The 26,215-nt window shown below is 60.1% G+C and carries 24 protein-coding genes and 3 pseudogenes; 13 read left to right on the top strand and 14 right to left on the bottom strand.

Annotation, left to right across the window (positions count from 1 at the left end):
* Positions 1-411: 411 nt before the first annotated feature.
* Positions 412-1,110, bottom strand: coding sequence for a hypothetical protein (locus tag DWV00_RS26160; RefSeq protein WP_115536509.1), 699 nt, complete (start codon positions 1,108-1,110; stop codon positions 412-414).
* Positions 1,111-1,301: 191 nt separating this feature from the next.
* Here DWV00_RS26160 and DWV00_RS26155 point away from each other — a divergent pair, with 191 nt between their 5' ends.
* From DWV00_RS26155 to DWV00_RS34715, 4 genes and pseudogenes are all read left to right on the top strand, one after another.
* Positions 1,302-2,222 (top strand): SMP-30/gluconolactonase/LRE family protein, encoded by a 921-nt coding sequence (locus DWV00_RS26155; protein ID WP_115536508.1) that lies wholly within the window; start codon positions 1,302-1,304, stop codon positions 2,220-2,222.
* Between the two features lie 279 nt (positions 2,223-2,501).
* On the top strand, positions 2,502-2,849 hold the full coding sequence (locus DWV00_RS26150) for a hypothetical protein (protein ID WP_115536507.1): 348 nt from the start codon (positions 2,502-2,504) through the stop codon (positions 2,847-2,849).
* 3 nt (positions 2,850-2,852) lie between these two features.
* On the top strand, positions 2,853-3,371 hold the full coding sequence (locus tag DWV00_RS26145; protein ID WP_115536506.1) for a hypothetical protein: 519 nt from the start codon (positions 2,853-2,855) through the stop codon (positions 3,369-3,371).
* 1,871 nt (positions 3,372-5,242) lie between these two features.
* Positions 5,243-5,666 (top strand): annotated as a pseudogene (locus DWV00_RS34715) (helix-turn-helix domain-containing protein); the annotation flags it as partial.
* A gap of 2 nt (positions 5,667-5,668) precedes the next feature.
* Here DWV00_RS34715 and DWV00_RS34710 read toward each other — a convergent pair.
* Together DWV00_RS34710 and DWV00_RS26125 are read right to left on the bottom strand one after the other, a co-directional pair.
* Positions 5,669-5,824 (bottom strand): annotated as a pseudogene (locus tag DWV00_RS34710) (YybH family protein); the annotation flags it as partial.
* An 86-nt stretch (positions 5,825-5,910) separates the two neighbouring features.
* On the bottom strand, positions 5,911-6,426 hold the full coding sequence (locus DWV00_RS26125; protein WP_115536504.1) for a hypothetical protein: 516 nt from the start codon (positions 6,424-6,426) through the stop codon (positions 5,911-5,913).
* Positions 6,427-6,808: 382 nt separating this feature from the next.
* Here DWV00_RS26125 and DWV00_RS26120 point away from each other — a divergent pair, with 382 nt between their 5' ends.
* Together DWV00_RS26120 and DWV00_RS26115 are read left to right on the top strand one after the other, a co-directional pair.
* Positions 6,809-8,383, top strand: coding sequence for a tetratricopeptide repeat protein (locus tag DWV00_RS26120; RefSeq protein WP_115536541.1), 1,575 nt, complete (start codon positions 6,809-6,811; stop codon positions 8,381-8,383).
* A gap of 180 nt (positions 8,384-8,563) precedes the next feature.
* Positions 8,564-9,511: a GlxA family transcriptional regulator gene (locus DWV00_RS26115; RefSeq protein ID WP_115536503.1), complete on the top strand. Its 948-nt coding sequence runs from the start codon at positions 8,564-8,566 to the stop codon at positions 9,509-9,511.
* A gap of 65 nt (positions 9,512-9,576) precedes the next feature.
* On the opposite strand, the gene DWV00_RS26110 is transcribed toward DWV00_RS26115, so the two are convergent.
* Both DWV00_RS26110 and DWV00_RS26105 read right to left on the bottom strand, forming a co-directional pair.
* Positions 9,577-10,062 carry a YybH family protein gene (locus tag DWV00_RS26110; protein ID WP_115536502.1) on the bottom strand — a complete coding sequence of 162 codons (486 nt, stop codon included), beginning with the start codon at positions 10,060-10,062 and terminating at the stop codon, positions 9,577-9,579.
* Positions 10,063-10,188: 126 nt separating this feature from the next.
* Positions 10,189-11,043 (bottom strand): DJ-1/PfpI family protein, encoded by an 855-nt coding sequence (locus DWV00_RS26105; protein ID WP_115536501.1) that lies wholly within the window; start codon positions 11,041-11,043, stop codon positions 10,189-10,191.
* Positions 11,044-11,353: 310 nt separating this feature from the next.
* Between DWV00_RS26105 and DWV00_RS26100 the strand changes: the two genes are divergently transcribed.
* Entirely contained in the window at positions 11,354-11,884 is a 531-nt protein-coding gene (locus DWV00_RS26100) for a GbsR/MarR family transcriptional regulator (RefSeq protein ID WP_115536540.1), read from the top strand.
* Positions 11,885-11,967: 83 nt separating this feature from the next.
* Positions 11,968-12,342, top strand: a complete 375-nt coding sequence (locus tag DWV00_RS26095) for a hypothetical protein (RefSeq protein WP_147297983.1) — start codon at positions 11,968-11,970, stop codon at positions 12,340-12,342.
* A gap of 201 nt (positions 12,343-12,543) precedes the next feature.
* Here the strand turns inward: DWV00_RS26095 and DWV00_RS26090 are convergent, their stop codons facing one another.
* From DWV00_RS26090 to DWV00_RS26075, 4 genes and pseudogenes are all read right to left on the bottom strand, one after another.
* Complete coding sequence (locus DWV00_RS26090; protein ID WP_220274737.1) at positions 12,544-13,248, bottom strand: lysophospholipase; 705 nt, start codon at positions 13,246-13,248, stop codon at positions 12,544-12,546.
* Between the two features lie 232 nt (positions 13,249-13,480).
* Positions 13,481-13,945, bottom strand: coding sequence for a cupin domain-containing protein (locus tag DWV00_RS26085; protein WP_115536498.1), 465 nt, complete (start codon positions 13,943-13,945; stop codon positions 13,481-13,483).
* A 189-nt stretch (positions 13,946-14,134) separates the two neighbouring features.
* The gene (locus DWV00_RS26080; protein WP_115536497.1) at positions 14,135-14,332 is read right to left on the bottom strand and encodes a hypothetical protein; all 198 of its coding nucleotides are present in this window, start codon (positions 14,330-14,332) and stop codon (positions 14,135-14,137) included.
* A gap of 174 nt (positions 14,333-14,506) precedes the next feature.
* Positions 14,507-15,193 (bottom strand): annotated as a pseudogene (locus DWV00_RS26075) (branched-chain amino acid ABC transporter substrate-binding protein); the annotation flags it as partial.
* Between the two features lie 36 nt (positions 15,194-15,229).
* On the opposite strand from DWV00_RS26075, the gene DWV00_RS35115 reads away from it, so the two are divergent.
* On the top strand, positions 15,230-15,727 hold the full coding sequence (locus DWV00_RS35115) for a substrate-binding domain-containing protein (RefSeq protein WP_425452837.1): 498 nt from the start codon (positions 15,230-15,232) through the stop codon (positions 15,725-15,727).
* Positions 15,637-15,987 (top strand): LysR substrate-binding domain-containing protein, encoded by a 351-nt coding sequence (locus tag DWV00_RS35110; RefSeq protein WP_425452835.1) that lies wholly within the window; start codon positions 15,637-15,639, stop codon positions 15,985-15,987. Before DWV00_RS35115 ends, DWV00_RS35110 begins: the two co-directional genes overlap by 91 nt.
* Positions 15,988-16,093: 106 nt before the next feature.
* Here DWV00_RS35110 and thrS read toward each other — a convergent pair whose 3' ends face one another.
* Complete coding sequence (gene thrS, locus DWV00_RS26065) at positions 16,094-18,001, bottom strand: threonine--tRNA ligase (protein ID WP_115536495.1); 1,908 nt, start codon at positions 17,999-18,001, stop codon at positions 16,094-16,096.
* 117 nt (positions 18,002-18,118) lie between these two features.
* Between thrS and DWV00_RS26060 the strand changes: the two genes are divergently transcribed.
* Positions 18,119-18,853, top strand: coding sequence for a YoaK family protein (locus DWV00_RS26060; protein WP_115536539.1), 735 nt, complete (start codon positions 18,119-18,121; stop codon positions 18,851-18,853).
* Positions 18,854-18,960: 107 nt separating this feature from the next.
* Here the strand turns inward: DWV00_RS26060 and DWV00_RS26055 are convergent, their stop codons facing one another.
* Positions 18,961-20,505 carry an alpha-L-arabinofuranosidase B gene (locus DWV00_RS26055; RefSeq protein WP_115536538.1) on the bottom strand — a complete coding sequence of 515 codons (1,545 nt, stop codon included), beginning with the start codon at positions 20,503-20,505 and terminating at the stop codon, positions 18,961-18,963.
* 458 nt (positions 20,506-20,963) lie between these two features.
* Between DWV00_RS26055 and DWV00_RS26050 the strand changes: the two genes are divergently transcribed.
* A complete protein-coding gene (locus DWV00_RS26050; RefSeq protein ID WP_147297982.1) occupies positions 20,964-22,238 on the top strand; it encodes a DUF3298 domain-containing protein in 1,275 nt (424 codons plus the stop codon).
* Between the two features lie 178 nt (positions 22,239-22,416).
* On the top strand, positions 22,417-22,785 hold the full coding sequence (locus DWV00_RS26045) for a hypothetical protein (protein ID WP_245965042.1): 369 nt from the start codon (positions 22,417-22,419) through the stop codon (positions 22,783-22,785).
* 93 nt (positions 22,786-22,878) lie between these two features.
* Here the strand turns inward: DWV00_RS26045 and DWV00_RS26040 are convergent, their stop codons facing one another.
* The 3 genes from DWV00_RS26040 to DWV00_RS26030 form a co-directional block, all read right to left on the bottom strand.
* Positions 22,879-23,922 carry a hypothetical protein gene (locus DWV00_RS26040; RefSeq protein ID WP_147297981.1) on the bottom strand — a complete coding sequence of 348 codons (1,044 nt, stop codon included), beginning with the start codon at positions 23,920-23,922 and terminating at the stop codon, positions 22,879-22,881.
* Between the two features lie 92 nt (positions 23,923-24,014).
* The gene (locus DWV00_RS26035) at positions 24,015-24,995 is read right to left on the bottom strand and encodes an AAA family ATPase (protein ID WP_220274736.1); all 981 of its coding nucleotides are present in this window, start codon (positions 24,993-24,995) and stop codon (positions 24,015-24,017) included.
* Positions 24,996-25,261: 266 nt separating this feature from the next.
* Positions 25,262-25,939 carry a hypothetical protein gene (locus DWV00_RS26030; RefSeq protein ID WP_115536491.1) on the bottom strand — a complete coding sequence of 226 codons (678 nt, stop codon included), beginning with the start codon at positions 25,937-25,939 and terminating at the stop codon, positions 25,262-25,264.
* Positions 25,940-26,215 lie beyond the last annotated feature (276 nt).

Raw genomic sequence — 26,215 nt, 5'->3', positions numbered from 1 at the left:
CGCACCGTGCGGCTCTGGCAGCAATGCTAACCCGCGTCTGATTCCTCACGGCAGGCCAGCCTTTGCTCCACGGGAGTCATACTGTCTAGTCTTCCACGGTCGCCAAAGCCCACGACCGCACCGGCGCTCACCCCTTGCGCGACCTCATGCGAAACTACGTGAAACAGCAACAAAAGACGACTGAGTACGACGCTTGGCGGCGCGCCAAGGTCCAGCAATCACGAGCCTCGGCCGATGCCGGTAATCTGGTACCTGCCGCCGACGTCGAGGCCAAATTCGCAGCCTGTCGAGCCAAGACTCGTCGTCGACTTGAAGCTTCGAAGTAATGGAATAGTTTTGGACGCTGGAATCGATTGAGGATCGCGACAACATTTGCGATCGCATCGGGCCAAACTCAACTCGAACTAGTTTTCATCGCTGTGATACCGAGGCGTTGACATGCACGCGCAGGTCCTCACCCCTTGCATTGACCGAGCTAATAACGAACCATTGATGTGAGGCGCGCGGTAGCATCCCGACGCCGGTCAGACCGCTGTATTCATTGTGGACCTCCCAAATCACTTGTCGATCCTGCGCGATCAAACCGTTGACTTCACGTTCCCACGACAACTGCACGGCAGTGTTCATTTCCGGCGACTGCGAAGTCATCAAGGCCCGGTGCACCCCCGGCGCAAACATTGTCTGGGCTTGCGACACGGCGTGTCCGCGGTGGTCACCTGTTCCAGCTCGAGCGTCGTGCGACTCTGTAGGAGGTCGCGTATGGTCGCCGAAAACGCGGTTTGGCATGACAACCATGTGCGTTGGCCTATCATTTTCGTCGAACAATGCAGCCGCGTAGGTCGTGCCATTAGCCACGCCCGCCGCCTCTCGCAGATGGTCCATGATTCTTTGCGCGGCGGCGCCCCGATTTGCATCGGGTATATCGAGACCACCAGAGTTCCAAAGGGCTCGCGTGCCCGAGCCGACAGTTTGGCGAACCGTGCCCTCCCGCGGCGCCTCCGTCGAAAGTTGGCGCATGGTGAACCGATCGGGCGACCCCACGACGTCGGCAAGAAAGCCGTGAGCGGCATTATCTTGCAATTGTTGCCGCTGGCGGCGAGTTATTGACATTGCTGGTCCCCATATTTAAGCCCAGAATGGGCGATCCGAATAAGGCAGTTCGGTTCGAATTTATCCGTGTCGGAAATAATATCCGACCGAGCAGTGTCGGTCGATGGTCTAGATGCGGACATAAGGCGCACTCCGAGCGTGCCAGACACATCGGGCTGAAACAAACGATCAGACCACTCCAGGAAAAGAAAATGAACCCCACCGAATACGAGATCCACGACGCACGCTTTCGCGCGCTGCTTCAGCCGAACGCGCAGTTCGAAAAGCTCGCGGGCGGCTGTATGTGGGCCGAAGGCCCCGTGTGGTTTCCGGCGGCTGAATTCCTCGTCTGGAGCGACATCCCCCATAACCGCATGATGCGCTGGGTGCCCGGCATCGGCACGGGGGTGTTTCGCACCCACTCGAACTTCAGCAACGGCAACACGCTGGACCGGGAATGCCGGCTCGTCACTTGCGAACACGGCACGCGCCGCGTCACGCGCACCGAGCATGATGGCCGCATCATCGTCATCGCGGATCGCCACGACGGCCGTAGGTTCAATTCGCCGAACGACGTGGTCGTGCACTCGGACGGATCCGTCTGGTTCACAGATCCTGACTACGGCATCCTAAGCGACTACGAAGGCTATCGCGCGCCGAGCGAGATCGGTGCGTGCCATCTGTATCGTGTTTCGCCGGAAACCGGTGAGGTGGAGCGCGTGGCGGACGACTTCGCGAAACCGAACGGGCTGGCATTCTCGCCGGACGAACGGCGCTTGTACGTGGCCGACTCCGGCGCATCGCATATCGAAAACGGCCCGCACCATATTAGGGTGTTCGACGTGGACGCACACGGCCAGTTGCGCAACGGGCGCGTTTTCGCTGAAGTCACCCCGGGTGTGCCCGACGGCATGCGGGTGGACGAGCACGGAAACGTCTGGGCCAGCGCCGGCGACGGCATTCATTGCTATGCGCCCGACGGTACGTTGCTCGGTAAAATACTCGTACCGGAAACCGTGGCGAACCTCGTCTTCGGCGGCCCATTGCGCAACCGTCTTTTCATCGCGGCGAGCACGTCTGTGTATTCGATCTATGTCGGTGTACGTGGCGCGGGCGCCTCAGTCCAGCGATGAACTTGGACAACCAATCGCGTGCGCCGCAGCTTTCCGGCCCGCGCGCTGGATCGGAATCGATCCATCAATCTTCGAGCAACGCCATTTTTGGGACGGCTATGATCGAACAAGCCGAACGCCGCGCCCTACATTACGCCGAAGACTCCATCCGTTCCGCGCCGGGCTACCGACTTGAGCCTGCCGGACGATGTCTGCGTACGGGCAGCATCGACACCGAAATATGTGTAACACGTAACTGTGTGCTACACTCATCGGTATAATCTTTGGAGGATTCCGATCATGGCCGAAACCGTGAATTTCACAGGCTCAGTCGATCGCGACCTGCTCAAGCGCGCCAAAATTCTCGCGGCAAAGTCGGACACATCAATCAACGCACTGTTCAACGCCGAACTGCGCTATCTCGTCGAAACATTCGAAGCTGCGGAGGCTGGTGGCAATCAGAACTTTCGCACCCTCCTCGACTTTTCGCTTGGCCGCATTGATGATCGCCTAGCGATGAAAACGTTGGGCATCGACAGCGACGAGGATCTGTTCCTACTAATGGCGCAGGCCCACTTACCCATGCCGCGCTTGCCGGAGTCGAGCACACGTCGCATGGTAGATGACCTCAACGCGCTGCGCAGTTAGTACATGGCGAGTAACAAAGCCGTTACCCTGCTTCCTGACGCCGGGCCTTTGATCACGCTTGCCTACGCCGATGCGCTCGACCTGCTGCTGAAACCGGGATGGACCGTTGCACTTGTCGACATGGTGCTGCATGAGGTCACGCGCAATGAAACACCGACCAGCGCTCGCATTGCAGCATGGACACGCGCTAATAGCATCCCGGTTCTCGAAACGACTATCTATCGTCGATATAAGAAAGCGGGCACTGCTTCGCCCGTCCGAAAGGCTAATCTCGGGGAACTGGCGATACAAGAAGCGATGAGCGAGTTCGGCCTTGCCGCCGATCAAACCGGTGTCTTCCTATTCGAGGATCACAAGATCGCCCGCGCCAGTTTTCTGCTGCCGGATATCTGTCGCAAGGTTTCTACCCGCGCCTTCCTCGTGTTTCTCGAGGAACAGGGATTGATTGACTCGGCTTCTGAAGTCGAGCGGCGCGCGATCCTGGCAGGGAGGCAATTCTCCCAGATTCGTTTTCCGCCGTAACGACACCATAGCGGTTCCGATTCATTGCGCATCGTCTATTGACGTCTCGGCACGGCCACCGCTTATTGACGGTATCTGCGACGGTATACAAACGCGTTACTGGCACCGCCGCTTTGCGCCACAAGCCTTTCCGATCAAATTCAACATAATTGCGCGGTATGTGGAGCGGAAGCTCAGTGTGTCCCAGAATGGCTATAAATCATTGAAGTAATTCGATTTCTTTCGAAACGACTGTCCACCGCCGCCTCGCCACAACCAGCTAAATCTACAGTTTGGCGGCGGTATTTCGGCGATTTCCCCGATAAGTATGCCGGCGCCAGCGCCTAATGGAATGTCTGCGCACGAACCTTCTGGCGCAGAGGCATTTCGCTGGCGATCAGGCTTTCGGTCTCGTCGCCGGCTTGCCGATCGCGTGGCGAAATTGATGTCTTGGCGGTCCGGCTACCGGCTGCTTGATCTACGCACGCGCTTCGCCGGGTCCCGGTCGTCTCTTCGCCTTGAACTGCCCTGGGGTGATCGGTTTCTGGAGCGCCCCCGCCGATCAGCATAGTGGTGATCTGATCCACGAACCCTGCCCGGCGACCTGCCTCTTGAGCGCCTCCTGTCCCTTGACCTGCTTCTGGAGCGCCCTTGCCTACCGCCATGGTGTTGCGCAGATGAGGGAGCACCGTAGCGGGGATCCGATGCATGGGCTCTGACCGGCGACCTGCTTCTCAAGCGCCGGCTGTCCCTTGATCGGCTTCTCGACCTGCTTCTGGAGCGCTTTCGCCGACCGGGATCGCGTTGCTCAGACGAGGCAGCGTCGTAGCGGGGATCCGATCCATGGACTCTGATCGGTGACCTGCTTCTCGAGTGCCGCCTGTCGCTTGATCGGCTTCTCGACCGACGCCCTCCGCTTGCCCCGCGGCCGGGATCGGGAACCCGCTGTTTGCCGCGAATTTTTTCACGCACCTTGTTACGAATTATGTCAATCAGACGGCGATTTACGATATGGTATCGCCCCTGGTTATGCTCACCGGCAGATGCAAACTGAATCCCGAGCTGATCATTAAATCCGACATGGATTCTCATATCGCCACCGATATCGAGAACAATCCATTCGTTGTACAGATTATCGTGACGCCGAGTTTCATCGACAAATCCACTGTCACCCCCATAAGCCCGGTGTACTCGGTCTTGAAGATCATCCCTTTGCCGAGACGCTAATGCTCGCCGCGCTCGGTCGGCTCGCTCCTCCTCCCTGGCTTGATTGTCCTGTTCCTGCTGGTGAAAGTGCGGATAGCGGGCCCACAGCACCCGAGCTTGACCGCCGTTCGCACCTCGCAGGGCTTCCTTGTACTTTTCGAATGTATCGATTTGCGCCGTCGCATCCGCAGCGGCTGGAACGGCTGCAGCAGCTGGAGCAGCGCCGGTACCGGCCGTGTCTGCCACTATCGGCGTAGCAGGACTTGTGTTCTCCCGACGCATCATGCGTTGCGTCACAAGCGAAAATTGCCCGACTTTTGCGCTGCTATCGGCCATTTTCTGTATAGCCATCATCCGCTTTACGCGTTGACTAGTATTGATTTGCTCTGAAAGCCGTCTCTGCGAAACAATTTCAGTCCGATTATTCATTGATTCGGACGCCAAGGTGTCGTTGCTCAGCTTGGACGACGAATCGTTTTCCTGAGACGGCAATCGGTCATTCGCAGGCATCCTACTCGCATACATGTCGATGTTCTCCGATTAAAAATGGCGCATGCAACCGATACCAACGGCGTCACATCACAATCTCCAGAGAGAGAGCAGAGTATTCCTTAGGAAGACGCTGAATTCTCTCATTTAACTGCGCAGCAATGAACCCTCCGGTCGAAATTATAGGTCGCTCGGCGCAATCGCGCCTCCCTCGCATCCGAGTCGAGGGCGATAGCATCTACATCGTCGATGGCCACATTTGGACGTCAGCGGACATCTCCCCGGAATAGATCTGGTGCTCGGCATGATTGAAAGAGATATGGGTTCGGAGATTGCCCGCGGGGTTTCCAGGCTGTTGGTCGTTCCGTATCGTCGACCAGGAGGTCAGTCCCAGCTTTCGGCTATGTCGCAGATGGAGCCGGAATCGGATCGTATCCGAATCGCCCTGAATTTTGCCAAGAAACATATGGCTGAAATATGGCTGAAGCGCTGCCGGTCGAACGACTCGCGGATGCCACGAGATTGAGTTTGCGGCAGTTCGGACGAGCATTTCGTCGCGAAACCGGGGAAACACATGCGAAGGCGGTCGAGCGCTTGCGAGTCGGAGCTGCGCGGCTGCGGCCGCGCCCCGTTACCTTGTCGCCTCCGGGAGGCAAGAGCGTGCCATCGTCGGTATAACGGCGGCCTATCGCCTCATAGTCCCCTCGCGCAAAGGCATCCGCCCATCGCGCGTTCTCGGCTTTGATGGCTGCTTCGGGCGGACGTTGCGAACCGCCGGCCGTGGTCTCCCTTAAAAAGCGTCATTCAATTTATGGACCGCGCGGACCACGTCGACGCATCGGCTCGCGTCACTGTTCCGCGACGTCTAGCAAGAATCCGCACGCCTTCGGACTGCGTCGGGCGTGCACAGCGGAAGCGCGATGAACTCGGCCTCACCAAGCTCAACCCATTGCTTTGTAAAAGGCAGATAAAGCCGGATGACCCACGCGCCGCCATCCTTGCGTCCGGCATACGGATGCAGGATCTCGCCATCTTCGCGCACTCGGTCAAAATCGAACAGGCGTTTTCTCGGGTAGCGTTCCACGCTTACTCGTTCGTCCATCATGCGGCTCACGGCCTCGTGCGGGAACCCCGGATGGCCCGAGGAACGGTGTGCCTCGAGCGACGCGAGGATGTGGGCCCTTTCGGTCAGATGCGCGTCTTCCAACTCAGTTGCGTCAAGCACGACTTCCTTCACCATGTAGGGAGGGCCCTGGTACCAAACCGGGTCTTCTTCTACGAGTCGGATCGCGGCAACCGTGCGGGTGCCCACGTCCGTGCAGCGCCACCAAAATGGCCCGCAAATGAATTCAAGACCAATGTGAAATTCGGACGGTTTCAAACGTTTCTCTCCTGCGGTCGCGGATCGCCGAACGGCCTCACTGCCGATACGGCAAGCTTCGTGTGTGACTCTAGTTATCTCACAACTGCCGCGCAACCCGCACCAATCGACGCATCGGGTAGAAATCGGCAACGACCGTCCGAACGACTCCGATATTGGGATGGTTATGATCGGCTGCGCCGCTAGTCCACAACCGATCCGACCAACACGATTCTGAGGACCCCACCACACAGGAGGGCCCGAGAGCCACGGTATTTCTGACGGTATACTGGCCGCTTTTCGCCACCCGAGCTTTGTCCTCCTCTCGTGAGCGGTGCAAGGGTGCGTGCCGCATGCCGTAGTGACGCCGTCGCACGGCGTCTTCGTTTTTTTCGAAATAGACATGAATCCATCGGTCGACACGCTACTCGACGAGGCACAACGACACTTCCAGGCTGGACGGCTCGAAGAAGCCGCGCGAATACTGCGGGACGTCGTCGACAAATACCCCACGAACGGGGATGCCATCGAAGGGCTCGCCTATATCGCCGCCAGTAGGAACGAAGTAGAACTGGCAGCGGACTACTTCGACCTTGCCATCGCGCATTTGCCGAGCGAACTCGAGCGTCTGCACAACGCGGCGGGAGCAAACCAAGCGGCGGGACGCCATAAGCGGGCCAACGAGCTACTCTTGCAGTGCCTGCAACTCGCCCCAAACGATCTTGCGATTCTCAACGCCGCGGGAATGTCGTTCTCCGAACTCGGCGAACACGAACGCGCACTGCAGGTGCTCGCGCGCGCCGGCGAACTGAGTCCCCGCACCTGGCAGATTCACTACAACATCGGCCGATCGCTCGGGTTTCTGGGGCGCTTCGACGAAGAAATTGCCGCCTATCGCCGGGCGATCGAACTCAAACCGAACAGCGCAATCGTGTACGTCAATCTGGGCGTCGCGCTACGTGATCAGCATCGATTCGACGAGGCCCTGCGCGTATTCAAGAAAGCCATCGAGATCGATCCGAACCACGCCGGCGCGCGCACTAACCGCTCGCACACGAACCTCCTTCTTGGCCACTACGAGCACGGATGGCGCGAATACGAGTGGCGTTGGCGCGACGGCGGCATGCGGCACGACTTCGGCGACAACCTATGGCTCGGCGACAAACCGATCGAGGGCAAGACCCTACTCGTGCACAGCGAGCAAGGCTTCGGCGATACGCTGCAATTCGTCCGCTATGTGGCCTGGTTGGCGGACAAGGGAGCACGCGTCGTCTTGCGTGTGCAAGATCCTCTGCTCCCGCTGATCCAGGGTTTTCCGGGCGCCGACGTCGTGATCGGTACGCACCACAGCGTCCCCGCATTCGATTATCACTGCCCGCTCATGAGCTTGCCCCATGCACTCAAAGCTCATGCTCGCCCCATCCCGGCCGACTCATATCTATTTGCCGACCCGGCACTCCGCGTGCAATGGCAAGCTCGGCTTGGAGATGCCGGTGTACGCCCTCGTATTGGCGTGGCCTGGTCCGGCAGTCGAACCCATGCGAACGATCGCCGCTTTCGGTCGGTGATGCTGGCGGAGTGGGCTTCGCTTTTTGAAGTCGACGCACAGTTCGTATCGCTGGTGAAGGACGTGCGCGAGCATGATCGCGAAACGTTGGGGAGCTTGACGGCGCTGCACGACGTATCGGATGCGCTGGATACATTCGCGGACACAGCGGGGCTGATGGCGGAACTCGATCTGGTGATCTGCATCGACACGGCCGTCGCACACTTGGCCGGGGCCCTCGGCAAGCCCGTATGGGTCCTGTTGCCCTATTCGCCCGATTGGCGATGGCTGCTCAACCGTACGGATAGCCCATGGTATCCAAGCGCACGTTTGTTCCGTCAACCCACCCGCGGCGATTGGACAAGCGTGATTGCAGCGGCCCGCCTAGCGCTGGACGAGTTCGTGCGCCAATTTCATCAACAACGCAGCTAGGGCCGAGGGCAACGCGCTATAGACGAGCAGTAGTTTCTGCGATGACAGCTTGCACCTCGATCGCGGGACGCGTATCCCCCGGGCACTACTTACCTAGTCTCTCATTTCAGGCCGAACGGCACGATTCACTGGTTTCCCTTAAAATGCGCCTTTCCGGGATTCTCAGCCAGCTACTTCGTCATGCATCGAATTGGATTCTTCGTTTGCCGTGGCCACGATGCGCTCGATCTTGGTGGGCCGCTTTCGGCTTTTAGGCAGGTAACCACAGTCGCCGGCCATGCGCCCTATGATCTTCACGTCATCTCGCACTCCGGAGGCCCCGTTCTCGGCAATAGCGGCCTTTCGATCGAGACAAAGCCCATCGGAAAGCGCAGGTTCGACACCGTCGTTTTCGTGGGCGGCGATATCGATCCGATGCAGACACCGGAGAACATCGCCGCTGCCAGGAAATTGGGCGCCAGAGCCTCGCGGGTCGCCAGCGTGTGTACGGGCGCGTTTCTGCTTGCGGAAACAGGATTGCTGGACGGATTGAGAGCAACGACGCACTGGCGATACGCCGCTCAACTGCAGTCGCGCTTCCCTCGTGCCAGAGTCGAGGGCGATAGCATCTACGTCGTGGATGGCCGCATCTGGACGTCAGCGGGCATCGCCTCCGGAATAGACCTGGCGCTCGGCATGATCGAAAGCGATATGGGTTCGGAAATCGCTCGCGAGGTTTCCCGGTTTTTGGTTGTTCCGTATCGTCGACCGGGAGGTCAGTCCCAGTTCTCCGCTATGTCGCAGATGGAGCCGGAATCGGATCGGATCCGCATCGCCCTGAATTTTGCCAGGGAACATTTGGCGGAAGCGCTACCTGTCGAACGACTCGCCGATGCCGCAAGCTTGAGTTTGCGCCAGTTCGGGCGAGCATTCCGCCGCGAAACCGGTGAAACACCGGCCAAAGCGGTCGAGCGCTTGCGAACCGAAGCGGCGAGGCTGCGCCTGCAGGATGGCAGCGAACCGATCGAACAGATTGCGCTAGCCGTGGGATTCATCGATCCGGAACGGATGCGCAGGGCCTTCATCAAACTGCACGGGCACCCGCCGCAAGCGATCCGACGCGAGAGCCGATCGAATGAAAAGCGCTGATCGACCGCTGGCCGATCAGCGCTTTCCGTACATGACTAGCTATTTCTCGATACGCTCAATGGCTATCAGCCATTCGATTTTAGGGAAGCGTAAGCATTCCACATGTCGCGATGCAACTTCCACGCGCCGCCCTGCTTCAGAAAGATGAGGATCTGCTTGCCGCGGAATTTGAGCTTTCCGGCGGGGTCGTGAATCTCCGCATCCGACACCTCGGTCACGACCTGATCATTGCCGTAAAACTCGTCATTGCTGAACGATACGGTGTCAGGCTTTGATCCGGCGTGCCCCTTGGCGAAGTAAGCGACGATCGCGCGGCTCCCCGTTACTTTGTCGCCGCCAGGGGGCAAGAGCGTGCCGTCGTCGGTATAGAGGCGGCCTATCGCCTCATAGTCCCCTCGCGCAAAGGCATCCGCCCATCGCGCGTTCTCGGCTTTGATGGCTGCTTCGGGCGGACGTTGCGAACCACCGGCAATGGCAGTGGCGGGTGCCGCGAGCGCGAAAAAGGAGACGCAGGCTGCAAGCGCCGCGGTAGAAAAACGAATCTGTCGCATCGAGTAATTTCCGATCCTGGCTTAAATTGAAAGAGCTGCGCCCAATGGGCAGGTGGAGCAGGCAATGCCGGTTGCGGCCTTCGTCGAAGCCAGAGGATGGCCTTGCGCATATTGCCTGCGAGCGTTTCAGCGAACGCCCGGGATTCGTGCGAGCCCCTTGGATGCACCGGGCAGTTCTTTGTCGACCATCGCGACGATTTCCGGAGAAGCATCTCTAGGATGACCGGAGTGGAACGGCGGTGCGGGATCGTATTCGATCACGAGCTGCGTGAATTCGGCGGCCTGTCTGCCGCGCAGTTTCGCTGCAACGCGAAGTGCGAAGTCGATGCCCGCCGTTACGCCGCCGCCGCTCATGAACCGGCCGTTGTCGTCTTCCACGAAGCGATCGGGAACGGGAATAGCGCCATATTCGGACAGCTTGTTGATGAAGGCCCAATGGCAGGCGCTTCGCTTACCCTTGAGAACGCCCGTTGCGGCGAGCACGAGCGATCCGTTGCAAACCGACGTAACGTATTTGGCGCTTTCCGCCAGACGACGGATCTGCGCTTGATACGCCGGCCGCATCGGCGCCGTCAGATCCGACCCGCCAGGGACCAAGATCATGTCGGTTTTCTCGATATCGGCCAGCCGTTCAGTGTTGCCGTACACGACGCCGAATTCGAGGTTTACGCTGCCTCCATGGAGGCTCGCGTAACGAACGTTCGTATTCGGTAGCCTGTGGAAAATCTCGCTAGGGCCGGCGAAGTCGAGAAGCGTCCCTCCGTCGTAATTGACGATCAAAATGTTGAGAGGGTCGTTCGGGGCAAGTTCCCCCTCGTTGCCGGCCTGCGCAAGAGCAGGCGTGGCGTGGCCAAGCAGCGCTCCGCCACCCAGGACGGCGCCGAGCGCGGCGATGCTTCCAAACCTGAGAACATCGCGGCGCGAACGGCCTGCGCCGGTGAGTGGTTTTCCGGACGCATTGTCATCGCGACTATCGGTCAAGATTATTTCTCCTTGCACTTAGGCCCCGCCTCCGAGCGCAACCAGGCTGGACCGAATTGGAAAGCCACCGCGATGAAACGCGTGGCGAACGTGAGATCAAGATGTGGATGAGCCGGGACGGCATGTGGGCTCGCATTTGCGCCCTCTCCCAGCTCGATCCGGCACGCGAAGTATGGAACGTGAAGCGGATGACGCAAAGGCCGTATATCCCTCAAAAAACGTCATTACAGAAATGCTCTTCGAGACAGATGTTTTCCCTTCAGTTATTTCTGTCTTGACAGAAATAACTGAAGCCTCTAAATTCGCCTCCATGGAACTCACACCTCTCGCTGAACGATTCATCCTCCATTGGGGCGAAATGGGCTCACGGTGGGGCGTCAACCGCACCGTGGCCCAAATTCACGCGTTGCTCTATCTGCTCGGGCGTCCGGTTGCTGCCGACGAAATCGCCGAAACGCTTGGGGTCGCGCGCTCCAATGTCAGCACGAGCTTGAAGGAGTTACAGGCGTGGCGTCTTGCCAAAGTCGTTCACGTAATGGGCGACAGGCGGGACCACTTCGAAACGTCGACGGACATATGGGAACTGTTCAAGCTCATTGTCGAAGGACGGCGTCAGCGGGAAATCGATCCAACGCTGACGATGCTGCGAGACAGTCTCATGGATCCCGGGATGACCAAGGAAAGCAAAGAGGTGGAGCAGCGGCTCCGCGATACGCTGAAATTCCTGGAAACACTGACCGCTTGGTCTGACGAGATGTTGCGACTGAAGCCTGAAACCTTGATGAAGACTTTGGGTGTAGGCGCGAAGATCAGCCGGGCGGTCAGGCGGAAATCGACCTGAAGCACGAAGCCGCGGACCTGAAGTCCGCATTTTTTGATGCAATTATTTCTGTTTATACAGAAACAACAGTAATGGAGAAATTGATGAAGACTATTCTGCTGCTCGTGTTCCAGCTTGCCGGTCCGGTGTCTGCTGGAGTGGCCATCACTTACTATTTGAGCGCCGTGACGACGCGGCTGCTCACCGATGTGTGCGGAACGCGCGATCGTGCCGAATTCTGGGCACGCATTTCCGCCGTACTGATTGTGTGCATGCCGCTTGTCCTTGTCCTGACCGCCGCGCCTAGCCCCCTCAGATGTGCTGCCGGCAATGTGATTTGCGAAGATCTTGTCGTTCGACAGACCTTCCTTTCTACGCTGGTCGGGTTGCTGCTTTCGGTCGGCACCGTAGCGTTCATGATTGGGCTGTTTGCTCTCCCAGGACGTAAGTCCACTGAGGCGGCGGCGGAGCCAGCATAAACATACTGATCTGCGTCCGCATGCAGATCGAGAATGGTCAGCAGACATTCCTATGTGTCCACACGAAAGCCCCGATTGTGCTGGTTCAACGCTTGCGCTCGGCAAGGTATCAAGCGCGTCATCCGACTGCAAGCGTAGATCGAGCAATCGCGAGCCTGAGCACATGCCGTCTCAGCATAGCTGCGTCGCAGTCCGCTGGGACTACTTTGCGGTAGCGGCGGCTTCGAGGTTCTGCGTGATCCAATCGTTGATGTCATCCAGCGTCTTATGCTCGACACCGAGAAAGCCATGCGGCGAGTGACCGCCACAGTTGGCACGCATGTCCCCGCCGCCTTCGTTCGAGTCCTCCGCCACGAACGCGACTTTGTTGCGCGACGCGAGACTCTTGCCACCATAGAAAGTCGAGACAGGACAGGCGTCATGCTCATTGGAGACGATTAGCGCGCGAGTCTCGTAGCCCTTCGGCACGTCCAAGTCCGCGATTCCCGGATGACGCGTGGCAACCGACTCAGGCGACGTCAGCACGTATAGGTCGGCCAAATCAGGGGCATGCTCGAGCACGTTGCCCACCGTAACGGTCCCGCGACTCGTCCCGATCAACGCGATCTTCGAAGTCGGGAAGCGCTTTCGAACCTGCTCGACGATGAACTGTTGGTCGGCCAAAGCATCCTTGCTGCGCCGGTAATAATCGTTCATGCCAGAGCGTTGACAGTCGGACGGCGCATCGGCCAGCACAGCCGCATAGCCATGCGCAACCCAATAGCTCGCTGTGCGAACAAGAAAGTTGCCTCGCAACTCGGTCGCACCCGATTCATTGAGCTGAAGGGTGCCGTCGCCGCCGCTGTATAGGATGACGACCAGCGGCGGACTCGGCGTGGGCGACTCGACGAAAAGGCTTTGTGTCACGCCCGGCCGCGACGCAAAACTAACGAGATCGCCATGATCGAGTGGAGTCGCATAAGCATGCGCGGCGATGAACAAAGCAGTTGCTGCACCGCAAAAGCGCTTCATATTTGAGTCCCCGTGATGGACGCGGTGCGGAATTGCCAGACCGCTACCGGCGATTTTCGAGGTTGTGGGAATGCCTGGATTATCCAGCGCACTCCCTCGGGATGGCCCCCGCCCCGTCATACCGAAGTCACGGCGCCATCTGCATATCCCCTGGCTGCTGCGGCGGCAGCTTGATCGACAGCACCTTCAAACGCCCGTGAATCAGCATCGAGCCGCCGTGGACCGTGTTCTCCGGGATGATGATCAAATCGCCTGGGTGAACGTGGCGCTGCTTGTCGCCCAGCCAGAAGGTGCCGCTGCCGGAGATGACATATTGGATCTCCACCGAATGCTGGTGCGTGTGCTTGGGTACGTCGCCGGACTGAACCGCCACTGTCCCGTCGGGCGTCGCCACCAACGTCTTGGAACGTAGCGTGCCGATGTGCGGCACGAGCGGTCCGATCTGCGCGTCGGTCATCGCACCCAGATCGATGATTTGCGGCTCCAATTCTGGCGCTTGCGCTTGTGCTTCGGCCGGACCGGACACCAACGAAACGAACAGCCCGGCAGCGCAAATCACCGGGGCGGCGACGGAACGAGAAACGCGATGCATAACGGCTCCTCCTTATGGCGTGGCTTCGATATGGGAACGCGTACACATCCGAATGAGATCGTCCGCGTCGGATGGATTGTCCATCGCGCGGGCGCGGGCGATTATTGCCGGTTTCCCTATGGGGAGAGCAGTGTGCGGTGAATTGCGAACAAGCGGGCGCTCGCTTCCCCCGCTCGATATACGACCTAGCTAATCAGGTCCACCAAGCAGCCGAGTCAGCACGGCATGTCCGCGCTGCGTGAGATGCAGCACGGAGACGTTGTCATGCGTGTCGACGGTGACGAGCCGATACCGCTCCAGTGCCGCGACGTTTTCGTCGATGCGCCGCGCGGGAATCGGCTTATCTTTCAGCAGCAGCAACGCCGAGATTTCGTGAGGACTGAGCATCGGGATTCCTCCTTCGTTTGGGCAACGAAGTCAAGACTAGACGCCAGTACCCGCTGTCGTGCTACCGCTTTGTCTCCGCGCGTTACACGGTTACGTTTGTAACGCGAAACCGCACCGTATCGGGATGCTTTTTCACGCCTGTAATGCGCCGCAAGATAATATGCCGACAGGAGCTCAACGATTGCGAATCACGTCCGCCACCACCTTCTTGCCGCCCTTGAACTGGTAGATCGTGATCGCCGCGCTGTCGAGATCGCCGTGCGGATCGAATGCAATGTCGCCGGTGACGCCGTCGTATTTCGTCGCGGGCATCGCGGCCAGAATCTTCGCGCGATCGACGGACTGGGCACGTTTCATCGCATCGACGATCACATACACCGCGTCATAGGCAAAAGGTGCGTAAGCGTTGATGGGCACTTTGAATCGCTCCACGTAGCGCTTTTCGAAATCGGCTCCTCGCGGCATGCGTGCGAGCGGCAGGCTGGCTTCCGAGCAGACGAGATCGACGATCGCATCGCCCGCGAGCGACGACATTTTGTCGGTACAGGCGCCGTCGCCGGCCAGCACGGGAGCATGGATGCCGAGATTGGCCGCCTGCTTGACGAGCGGCCCGGCCGTCGCATCGGAGCCGCCGTACATGATGATGTCCGGGCGCAGCCCCTTCACCTTGGTGAGAATCGCGCGGAAATCGGTCGCCTTGTCGTTGGTCGCCTCATGGGTGATCACCGTACTGCCGGCGGCCGTCGCCGCTTTCGAAAACTCCGTCGCTAAACCCTGACCATAAGCGGTGGAATCGTCGATCACGGCGATACGCTTCGCGTGCAGCGTTCCTACGGCAAAGCGCGCCAATGCGGGCCCCTGCACTTCGCCGAGCAGATCGTGCAGCTGAACCGCGCGATGATCGACAGCGTCGGCGACCGCACGAAGATCGCCGGCATGCTTCGGCTCGGCGCAATCGAATCGGTCGTGCATACTTGGCTGCCGCAGTTGCTCAAACGCATCCGCGACGAATATCGCAACCTGACGCTCGAATTGACGAGCGACACGTCGGCGAATCTATCGCAGCAGGTCGCCAACGGCCACTTGGATGCGGCGCTGCTGAGCACGCCGGTCAACGGCGCCGATGTCGGCAACTCACTGCTCGGCAGCCTTCCCATGATCTGGATCGCGAGTCCGGCGCTCAACCTGTCCGCGGAAGCGCTCTCGGAAAGCGAGCTGGCCGCGTTCAGATCGTCAGTTTCCCGCGGCACTCGCAACCGTACGCCTATCTCGCGGAGTTGTTCTCCGCAGCGGGCGAGCATGGCGTGCAGATCAACTGTCTCTCGTCCGCGGCGGCGATCTGCCGGCTCGTGGTCGACGGCTTCGGCATCGCGGTGGTGCCGGCCGCGTTCGTGATGCGCGAACTGCAAAGCGGGCAACTGCAAATGCTCAAGGTGGCGCATCGCGTGCCGTCACTGCCGCTCGTGGTTTCATGTCGTCGCAGTCCCGACAGCGTGCTGCCGGAATCCATCGCGCATCTCGCGCGCGCGGTCATGTTCGAGTACAGCCTGCAACAGGCCGCTAGCTCGCGCAGCGGCGAGCCGGCGGTGGAGACGAGTATTCGAGCGCTCGACAGTTGTTTCGAGTTGGAACGTGTGATGACTACCGGGGAATAAGCACCCTCATGCTCGGGCGTATTTCTTTGCCGTAGCGGATGCGGGGTCGGCGGCCGAAGCCGCCTGAATCGCACGCGGCGGGAGACCCTGCCACGTGGGCGGCAGCTTAGGTAGGACGGTCGTTGCGCACGCGCGCCGCGAACGCGTCGAGCGTCATCGTGCCGAGGTCTTCGCCCGAATGCGCACGGACCGACACCATACCGGCCTCCCGCTCGCGTTCGCCGACGACAAGCAGATACGGTACTTTCTGAAGCACGTGCTCTCGCACCTTGTAGCCGATCTTCTCGTTGCGCACGTCGACATCGACACGCACGCCCTGGCCGATCAACGCACGCCGCACGTCGTGCACGTATTCACGCTGTGCATCCGTGACATTCAGCACCATGGCTTGCAGAGGCGCGAGCCACACCGGCAGTTGTCCCGCGTGGTGCTCGATCAGGATGCCGATAAAGCGCTCCATCGAGCCGACGATGGCCCGGTGCAGCATCACGGGCGTCTTACGGTCCGAATGCTCGTCGACGTACTCGGCGCCGAGCTTCTCCGGCATCAGATAGTCCGCCTGGATCGTGCCGACCTGCCACTCGCGGCCGATCGCATCCTTCAGGTGGTACTCGACCTTCGGACTGTAGAAGGCGCCCTCGCCGGGCAATTCCTCCCACTCGACGCCGCACTTGCGCAGCGCATCGCGGAGCGTGTTTTCCGCGCGATCCCAGACTTCGTCGGAGCCGAGGCGCAGCTCTGGACGCAACGCGATTTTCACCGCGACGCTGTCCGCCTCGAAGCCGAAGTCGCGGTAGACCTTCATCGCCTGCCGGTGGAATGCGGCCACCTCGTCCTCGATCTGCGACTCCATGCAGAAGATGTGTCCGTCGTCCTGCGTGAACGCGCGCACGCGCATGATGCCGTGCAGCGCGCCCGACGATTCGTTGCGATGGCAGCCGCCGAATTCGCCGTAGCGCAGCGGCAGATCGCGATAGCTGCGCAGGCCATGCTTGAAGATCTGGATGTGGCCGGGACAGTTCATCGGCTTGAGCGCGTACTCGCGCTTCTCCGATTCGGTGAAGAACATGTTCTCCTTGTAGTTGTCCCAGTGCCCCGAGCGCTTCCACAGCGACACGTCGACGACCTGCGGCGCCTTCACCTCCTGATAGCCGCATTCGACGTAGACACGCCGCATGTACTGCTCGACCGCCTGCCACACGCTCCAGCCCTTCGGGTGCCAAAACACCATGCCGGGCGCTTCCTCCTGGATGTGGAACAGGTCGAGCTGCCGGCCGATCTTGCGATGGTCGCGGCGCTCCGCTTCCTCGAGCTGGTGCAGATACGCTTGCAGGTCGGCGTCGTTGAGCCACGCGGTACCGTAGACGCGGCAGAGCATCTCGTTGTTCGAATCGCCGCGCCAATACGCGCCCGCCGTGCGCATCAGCTTGAACGCACGCAGCGCGCGCGTGCTCGGCACGTGCGGCCCGCGGCACAAGTCCGAGAATTCGCCCTGCGTATAAACCGTCAGCCGCTCGTTCACCGGAATGCCGGCGACGATCTCGGCCTTGTACGTCTGGCCGCGCTCGGTGAAGAAGCGGATCGCGTCGTCGCGAGAAAGCTCCGCGCGGAACACCGGGATCGCCTCGGCCACGATCGCTCGCATTTCCGTCTCGATGCGCGGCAGATCGCTCTCCGACAGCGGCGGCGAAATCGCGATATCGTAATAGAAGCCGTTCTCGATGACGGGGCCGATCGAGAATTGCGCGGCGGGATACAGGCGCTGCACGGCCTGGGCCAACAGGTGCGCGCACGAATGCCGGATGATTTCCAGGGCGTCCGGATGCTTTTCCGTCACGATCTCCGCTGTCGAATCGGTAGTGATCAGATGATCGAGATCGACGAGCTTGCCGTCGATTTTGCCCGCGAGCGCCGCCTTGGCAAGCCCGGGGCCGATATCCGCCGCCAGTGCGGCCACCGTTACCGGGTGGTCGAACGCGCGCTTGCTGCCGTCAGGGAGAGCGATTGAAACCATGGAAAGTAAGTACTCTTGAGATGTTAGGTGATGGACACGACCAAAATACTGTTGTCGGGCGAGTTGCAAAACCTATCACAATTGCCTGAAACCCTCCACGCGAACAAGGACCGCCTCATGCTGCTCCGTCAGGGACACGCTCGCAGTCACGACATCGACCGCCAACTCGCCTGCATACTCGCAGCGATCGCCGGCGCGCTGAACACGGCCGCCTTTCACGCCGTGGGATTTTTCTCGGCGAACATGACCGGCAACGTCTCGTCGCTCTCGGATCACGCGGCGCTCGGACAATGGTGGGTCAGCCTGTTCTACCTCGCGATCGTCGCCGTGTTCATTCTCGGCGGCACCGCGTCGACACTGCTGATCAATGCGGGACGCCGGCGCACCATCCGCAGCATCTACGCGATCGGGATCCTGGCGGAAGCGATTCTCATGACGGCGCTCGGCGTTGCGCTCTGGCTGATTCCCTCGATCGAACGCGGGCCGGTCTTGATCCTCGGCCTGAGCTTTCTGATGGGCATCCAGAACGCTGTCGTGACTCGCATCTCCGATGCGCGCGTGCGCACCACGCACGTGTCCGGCATGTCCACGGATATCGGGATCGAGTTCGGCATGCTGCTCGACATCATGCGCGGACGCGAGCCCGATGCCGAACGCGCGCCGTATTGGAACAAGCTGCGCCTGCACGTGCAAACCGTGCTGTCGTTTCTGGCGGGCGGCGTCGCGGGCGTAGCGATCTACCAGGCGATCGGCACGCGGCTTCTGTTCGCCGCCGCGATCCTGCTGTTCGCGATGGCCATCACCGCCATCGTCCGCGCTCGGACGCAAGACGGCCAGATGACGATGTCTTGAATTGCCCGGCTCGCCCTCGAGCGAGGCCGCTGCCATGAGACGGCCTCGCTAGCTTTGGCGTTAGGACATCCGCAAAGCTGTTCTATCCATTACCGCGCTCGCGGGCCTCACGGCGCCCAAGGTGCCGTCACGAGCCAGCTGACATCGTAAGTCCACAGATTGGCCGCGTCGAAATCGTTCGGGCCGCCGTCGCTGCTGATGTAAAGCGTGTTGTTGTAGTGGCGCAGGTATCGAGTCGGATAGTTGTACGAGCTGAACGATGTCCCTTGCCCATCCTTTCCGGGCTCCGCGCAGAACGTCGCGTCCTCGCGGAATTGCTCCGTTCCGTCCATGGGCTGCCGGTACACGTGAAAATCGAAGTGGCGCATGAACTCGCCCGGATAGTCGCGCGATTCGAACGAGTAGCAGCTCGTATCCGCAAGACCGGCGCGCAAGATCCACGTTGAATCTTGCTGGGCCGACGCGGGGCTCGAACTCGAGATCACCGCCGTGACGACCGTGCCGCTTTGCGCGGTCTCGCCGCTTTGCTGGCTGATGTACCGCGTCGTGCAGCAGGGCGTGGTCGCGTTCAGCGAAATCGTCGAGTCCTGAGCCAGCGTTCCCGCGGTCGCAGTCTGACCACCGTATCCAACGCTCACGATATTGGCCTGGACGGCGTTATCGGCGGCATCGCTCGGTACACCCGCTGTCATCACGCCTTCGAAGAAAGAACCGATCGATCCGTTGCTGTTGTCGCCGCCCGTGCCGAGTACGATCGATCCCTCCAGATGCATCGGCTGATAGCCGTTCGTCGGCAGCGCGCCCGAGTAACTGGTCGTGAGCGCACCACTCTGCGCATTGCCGTACTTCAGCGTGAAAGTTTTCTGCCCGTCGTTTTTCAGGATCGCTGTCACGTACGGTTCGGTGTTGCCCGTATTGGCCGTATCTTGGCTCGGCCCCGAACCCGACTCGAACAGCCCGTTTTCGAGGTCGGCCTGGACCCACGGACCGCTGCCGCTGCAAGGCGAGAACCAGCATTCGTTCCCGAAATTGATCGCGTCCATGTGCCCGTTGCCGGTGTCCGTGATCGACGTTTCGGCATTGCCGTAGTCGAAGCAGCACGCGCTGTTGAAATGCGTGCCGGAGGTGACCATGTACATCCCCTCCGGACTTCCGTTCCGTGCAACGCCGACGGTAGCCACGTTGCGGTAGCCCATGACGCCGGAGAACGACGCGCCATAGACCTTGACGCCGCCCGCCGTCACCGGCAAGGCGTCGGCCGGCACCCCGTTGTCGGCACCGCCGTTACCGCCCGCGGGCTCGATCGTCAGGTTGTTGTGGTTCGAGGTTTGGTCGTAGATGATCGTAATGACGCAGGTGGTGCCTGCGCAGAACGCATCTTGATCGCTTGCCTTGGCGTAGCCGCCCGTCGTTTGCAGGCCGATGTCCTTGGTCTGGCTATCCGAAGCGCGCTTCACTTGGTAAAGCGGGCCGTCGTAGCTGGCAAACAATGCGCGCGTCGTGCTGTGCGCGGCGACGCAAGCCGTTCCGCCGCTTGCGTAGATATCGCATGGCAGGCTCGCGGCCATCGAGACGGCCGGGCCTGCCAGCAACAACGTGAATCCAAGGACGATCGCCCCCCACAAGCGGCGAAGTAATGAGCCATGCTTCATGTCGGATTTCCCCTGTTGCAAATTCATAAATAGACTGACTATATCGATCTAATAGGGATCGAATGGTCCATCGTGAAGCCACGTTCACGCATCGCTCTCGAGAAGAACTCGTCGATAATCGAACCTCGTTGCCCAGCCGGCGGCGGCGACGCTTCGCGATCTCGAAGGCCGCAACGACGCCTAGGCCTGATGAGCCTATGGGCGTGAACTCTGCTTTGCCGAGCACCTTGGTTTCCGCACAAAAAGTGGGAAGCACGGCCGCCTTCCGATCAGGAAATCGGCCCGATGCAAGCTCTAACTAGAGAAGACGGAATGAAAGTGGGAGTGTTGACCGCTACGGCGTGCTGAATCGCCGCTACCGCAGCGTCAACCGGGCCGCTGACCCTGGAGGATTTCACCTTGTGTTCGAACGCCAGCCGAAATCATTTCGCTCATCGACATCTCCAGTATTGTTTTCATTGAACGAACTGCTGCTCGGGTGGAGCAATCCGCCGAACGCAGGCCGGTTGTCAGGCAAGCGAAAGACGAATGGTCATACTATAGAACGAAAATTTAAGAAGTCGAGCTTTTTGTTTCGGCCATGCCGGCGGTCATGGCACCGTTTGGCCGGCAGCAGTTTTCAGAGACAATGTCGCCCAAGCACGGTCTTTGCCGATACGCATGCATCGGCCGCCTATCGCTCGGGGAATCCAATCGTGATGCAGACAATCCTTTCGCGGGTCCGCGGACGCTCGTCGCTGGTCTGCGGCGTGCTCTTCGCCTGTTTGATGCCGACGGTCGCCGCAGCGGCGAGCTTCGACTGCGGCAAGGCCAGAACCGCACTGGAAAAAACCGTATGCGCGGATCCGCGGTTGTCGGCGCAGGACGCTGAGATGGCGCGGCGCTACGACCACGCGCGCTCGATGCTTTCCGAGCAAGGCAAAGCCATCCTGTTCTCCGGCCAGAAGCAGTGGCTGAAGGTCATCCCTGTCCTGTGTCTCGAACACAAGCGCGAGGAGAGCCCGACGCAATGTTTGCGAGGGCAATACAAGGACAGGCTCGATAGTCTGCAAACGGCGGCGATCCGGATCGGCCCGTTCTTGTTCAGCCGTATCGACACTTACGCTTCACCCGGCATCGATGCGGCGACAGGCACACCGCTGGAACAGCACATCGGCTTGCCTCGAATCGACAGTCCTCCATCGAAGGAAGCCGAGCAGTGGAACACGACGATCGTCCGGCTTTCGAATGTCGCACGAGCGCACTGGTGTTTCGGCGAATTCGAAGCCGCCGATCCGAAGGACCCCGAGACGCGCTCTGAGCAAAACCTGACCTTCGATCTCTACGCCCATAACGATTTCATCAACGTCAAATTCACGCATTACGAGCGATGCGGTGCAGCTGCTGCGAATGAAGAAGTCGATAACGTCTCGTACTTCCTCGAATCCGCGGCGCGCCCGCTGACCGCGGCCGATCTGTTTGCGCCGAACAGTCACTGGGACTCTTCGCTCGTCAACCGGGCTGAGCAAAAGCTGGACGCCCCGAACCCCAGCGCTGAAAAGGACTTCCGCGCCGGGATCGCCAAGGTGGTGAACGACCCGACCGCGTGGTCGTTCACCGAGCGAGGATTGGTTCTTTCGTTCAATGCGGGGTTTGGCGGGGCATCCATCGCAAGCGGCCCGATCGACGTGACCATCCCGTGGAAGGATTTGTATTCGTTCGTCACGCCGACGGCACCGATACCGCAGCATTAACTTCGCCCGGTCATGATAAGTAATCCTAACCATATTCCAACGGCGCAACTCCACGCTCCATGTCGTGGAACGGCAGGATCCACTCGGTGAGGTTGGTCACGTCTGCGAGTTTTTGCAACTAGACTGAAAGGGCACACATCGATTTGATGCTGCCCGTGTTGCAGCCCAGGAGGCGATCATGCATCGAGTGATCCGCGCATTTCTTCCGATGGCCGCGCTATCGGTAGCCGTATCGGTGGCGGTCGCCGACACCGGCGCACCGGTTCACCCCATACGCATCGAGTCCGGTACCTATGGGGCAAACTGCGGTGCCCGCGTGGGCAACGTCACGCGTGACATGACGGAACATTGCAATGCTCTGGACACGTGCCGGTATCCGGTCGCCTCGCCGGCGGACTATCGCGCTCCGCATGCGTGCCAAGCGAATCTGGTCGCCAAATGGAACTGCGGCGCCGGAGAATTTCACCGCGCCGAAGTTAGCGTAGCGGGCAAAAGCGGCGGGACGCTCGTATTGACCTGCGTGCCGTCTACCGGACCAGGAAGGTGAACCGACGCCACTGTCGCTGGCGGAGATTTGATAGCAATGCGTCGTGTTGGGCTTCAGGCCGCGAAGACGCGCGCATGAAGACTGGATGTCAACTCAAGGTTGAGATCCTCCGCCCGGTTTGGCGAGCAGCGAGGCCGACTGACCTGAAGCAAATGCCTGCTGAAACTTCGGCCAGAACCCCTCGCCCCAGCTTCGCATCTTCGCGAGGTACGCGACCTTGGCCGGGAATTTGGGAGCGTTCGGTGCATGCCAATCCGATTCGCGGGCCGAAAGAGCGGTGTTGGATTTGATCCCGTCGGTCTCGGGATCGAACAGGTACGAAACCTCGAGAACACCCCACGTTTCCGCGCGCGTGAATCGAACATCGACCAGATCCTGCGGATATGTGACGCCCTTCGCCGCCAAATCACCGGCCGCGGCGCGGTCGAGAGCCGTGATCTTGATCGCGCGATCCGCCCATTGCAGTAAGGGAGGGGTGAAAAAGTTATTGATCAACCAGCATGCCTGATGGTCGAACGGCTTCACCGACTCCACGTACAGATAATTCAAATTCGGATTGCCGGGCGTACAACCGTTCGCCGCGCGAAAGCCCGCCCCCGGCAGATCGTTGCTCCTCACCGCGAACAATCTGATGGCACCCACGAGCCTCTTATGCTCGATCCGTCCAAGAAAATAGGCCATGCCCGTTGCCTGGCGCATGCGAATACCAGTGTTCGCGAGCATGGACCATCTCCCGGCGGGCAACGGAATATCGAACCCTTCGACCTTGATCGCCTGCTCGTAGGTCCGGCCAAGTAACGCTCGGTCGAGACCGGAAATGTCCGGCTTGACCTCGGGGCCCGGAACTGCCATTGAAATCGTCGCGGTTTTCGGTGCGTTCGAACCGGAGGCCTTTGCTATCTCAGGGGCGGCCGTTGAGGGCCTGGCGGCCGCGGCGAGGTGAGTTTGGCTCGAACTCGCAAGCCCTGCCTTTGCGTTGGCGCCGTCGGACTTCGCGGCGGTCGCCGGCGACGTGGGAACGGGCGCTGCCGCGGGCTGCGGCGAATGGTAGGTCGCCGCCTCCGGCAAGGAAGGCAACGATCTGACACCGACCTCGCGCCACTTCGGCGGAAAACAAACGGCGGCGGCGGTCGACACGACCGCTACCGAGACGCACAAGCGCCACAACGGTGCTCGCGTCCACAAGGATTCGCCGCGAGCCGGCGACGGATAGGGTACGTTCGAACTCATCATTGCGGTTTGGCAATCACACTGCCGTCCACCGACACCAGGGAAACTTTAGTGTGGCCGTGCTGTTTTGCATCGATGAGCGTGTCCGCGAGCGACTCCTCCACCGCTCGCACGAGGTCGCGCGAGGACGCCCCCGCGCCCAGCCGATTCTGACGTCTGATCATGCCGATCAGAATATCCGGATCGATGCCTTCCTCGGCTACATCGAGGCCATAGCTCTTGATCATCGTTTCGATCTCAAGCGCGGCGACCCGGGCGATGTCCAAACCGGTGAGCGATTTGAAAACAAAAATGCGGTCGATGCGATTCATCACCTCGGGGGCGAAACCTGCCTCCCCGAGCGCGTTCGTCGATGCGCGTCTGAGTTCGTCCGCATCGTCGGCGAACCGGTCGCTCAGCGCATGGAGCGTATCGGTCGCCGCATTCGTGGTCAGCATGAAAATCGCGCGTGTCGTCGAAATCTGTTTTCCGTCCGAGGCCTCCGTCACGAAGCCGTCGTTCCAGGCCGTCAAGAAGTTCTTATGGATCTCAGGGTGCGCCTTTTCGATTTCATCGAGCAACACGACCGCATCGGGCGTGTCGCGTAAAGCCGCGGTGAGCTTGCCATAGGTATTCGAACCGACGTATCCCTTCGACGCGCCGAACAATTGCGTGGCCCCTTGCGCACCGCTCGAGAACTGCGTCATATCGAAATGCAGCAGAGTACGGTCGAGTTCCGCCGCTAGGCATTTCGCCAAATAGGTTTTTCCGGTTCCCGGCGGTCCCGCCAGCATGAACACACCGATCGGCTTATTGCGCTGCCGGAGCGCAAGACGGCGGCGAATTTGCGCCGCCAAGTCGTCGCAAACCGCGTCCTGACCGATCACCTTGCTCTTGAGCGCACTCGCGAGCTTCTCGGCGTCGATAACCTGCGGCTCGGGCTCTTGCGCAAGCTTTTGCTCCAGGGCTCGCCGATTCGTGAGCCGATCCAGTGCATCCATTAACCACCCGCCTTGTTTGACATCGCCGCGTCGAGCTGCGTGTCGATCATGAAAATAGCCTGCAAATACTACTAGCCAGAAAAGGACTGCAACCGCAAATAGGATCCACGCGTTCTCATGCGCAAACGTTGCAATCGCGTGCATATACTGCTCGAGGCGCGATCGCGCGGGTACGTGCTGGAACACGAACTGTCCCACCGCAATGCACGTCATCACGAACAAGGCCAGAGGCGCGTATTGCGTGGCAATGGAGTTGAGCCGGCGCATCAGTTCGTCCTGACGTTCAAGGAAAGGACCTGCCCCACGCTCATGATCGGCAGGATCGCTTGCGCCGAGCCCGAACCCAAGCCGACGGTAATGCCGCCGCCATCGCCGTCCCGGACGCCGGTTATACGAATTTGTCCGTTCGCGGATACGGGAACCGCGAACGTGATGCCACGTTTGGTCAACGTCACCGTTCGCGAATAGCCGTCGCTATCGATTCGAACGACATCGCCGTCCTCGACATCGGAGTCCCAGAGACGAACCCAGGCGAGGACAGGCTGAGCGGCCTGCGCGGCTGGGGCGGCCAACGGCAGCTTGGCTTGCTCGAGTGCAGTGGGATCCGTCTTGGCCGCGGCGTGCGCAGTAGCCGCGCCCGCGTGCTCGCCGGCCTCTTTTGCCGCGGGCAACCGTGTGTCAGCCCCACGCTGAGAGGAAGCCGCCGCATTCCGCACGAGGTCGGCGCGCAATTTCGATTGTTCGTCGGCGTTCAAATGCATGGAATCGATAGCGGCCGGCATTTCCGCCGCTGAAACTTTCGATACGACGAGGTATTTGAGCGCCTGGAACGCCTCGATGCGTGCTTTTTGATCGGACGCGCTAACACTATCTCCCGAATCCGCGGCGAACAATGCGCTACCCGAGGTATAGAAAATGCCCGACGCAACGATGCCGGCAATCACTACTGCTGCGAGACTAGCCTTTACGGGAACCGAAATGCGTTTGTAACGTTTGTCTGTCTGTAAAGCAGACTGCGCGCTTGCTCGTTCCATGCCCATTGAAAACATCACCCCGAATTTTTTTTATGCTGGCGCGGCACCCTTTGCCTCAGGACACCCTGCGAGTCGACGGAAGGATATCCTGAAAGCAGCGGACAGGGAATGCCGTCATCAATCGACGGCATTTCCATCCGTTAAAATCGCGACGTTCTTTTCGCCCTCTTTGTCGCCATGCTTGCG

Origin of the sequence: Trinickia dinghuensis (genome assembly GCF_003367175.1) — a bacterium.
GTDB classification, from domain to species: domain Bacteria; phylum Pseudomonadota; class Gammaproteobacteria; order Burkholderiales; family Burkholderiaceae; genus Trinickia; species Trinickia dinghuensis.
Note: the sequence above shows the minus strand (reverse complement) of the source record. Positions and strands in the feature narration are given on the sequence as shown.

Coding starts and splice junctions, on each gene's coding strand:
- DWV00_RS26100 (WP_115536540.1), top strand. CDS start 11,354: ATGGAACTCACACCTCTCGCTGAACGATTCATCCTCCATTGGGGCGAA.
- DWV00_RS26060 (WP_115536539.1), top strand. CDS start 18,119: ATGCTGCTCCGTCAGGGACACGCTCGCAGTCACGACATCGACCGCCAA.
- DWV00_RS26085 (WP_115536498.1), bottom strand. CDS start 13,945: ATGCATCGCGTTTCTCGTTCCGTCGCCGCCCCGGTGATTTGCGCTGCC.
- DWV00_RS26160 (WP_115536509.1), bottom strand. CDS start 1,110: ATGTCAATAACTCGCCGCCAGCGGCAACAATTGCAAGATAATGCCGCT.
- DWV00_RS26035 (WP_220274736.1), bottom strand. CDS start 24,995: ATGGATGCACTGGATCGGCTCACGAATCGGCGAGCCCTGGAGCAAAAG.
- DWV00_RS26095 (WP_147297983.1), top strand. CDS start 11,968: ATGAAGACTATTCTGCTGCTCGTGTTCCAGCTTGCCGGTCCGGTGTCT.
- DWV00_RS26115 (WP_115536503.1), top strand. CDS start 8,564: ATGCATCGAATTGGATTCTTCGTTTGCCGTGGCCACGATGCGCTCGAT.
- DWV00_RS26110 (WP_115536502.1), bottom strand. CDS start 10,062: ATGCGACAGATTCGTTTTTCTACCGCGGCGCTTGCAGCCTGCGTCTCC.
- DWV00_RS26150 (WP_115536507.1), top strand. CDS start 2,502: ATGGCCGAAACCGTGAATTTCACAGGCTCAGTCGATCGCGACCTGCTC.
- DWV00_RS26055 (WP_115536538.1), bottom strand. CDS start 20,505: ATGAAGCATGGCTCATTACTTCGCCGCTTGTGGGGGGCGATCGTCCTT.
- thrS (WP_115536495.1), bottom strand. CDS start 18,001: ATGGTTTCAATCGCTCTCCCTGACGGCAGCAAGCGCGCGTTCGACCAC.
- DWV00_RS26080 (WP_115536497.1), bottom strand. CDS start 14,332: ATGCTCAGTCCTCACGAAATCTCGGCGTTGCTGCTGCTGAAAGATAAG.
- DWV00_RS26120 (WP_115536541.1), top strand. CDS start 6,809: ATGAATCCATCGGTCGACACGCTACTCGACGAGGCACAACGACACTTC.
- DWV00_RS35115 (WP_425452837.1), top strand. CDS start 15,230: ATGATCGACAGCGTCGGCGACCGCACGAAGATCGCCGGCATGCTTCGG.
- DWV00_RS26045 (WP_245965042.1), top strand. CDS start 22,417: ATGCATCGAGTGATCCGCGCATTTCTTCCGATGGCCGCGCTATCGGTA.
- DWV00_RS26145 (WP_115536506.1), top strand. CDS start 2,853: ATGGCGAGTAACAAAGCCGTTACCCTGCTTCCTGACGCCGGGCCTTTG.
- DWV00_RS26155 (WP_115536508.1), top strand. CDS start 1,302: ATGAACCCCACCGAATACGAGATCCACGACGCACGCTTTCGCGCGCTG.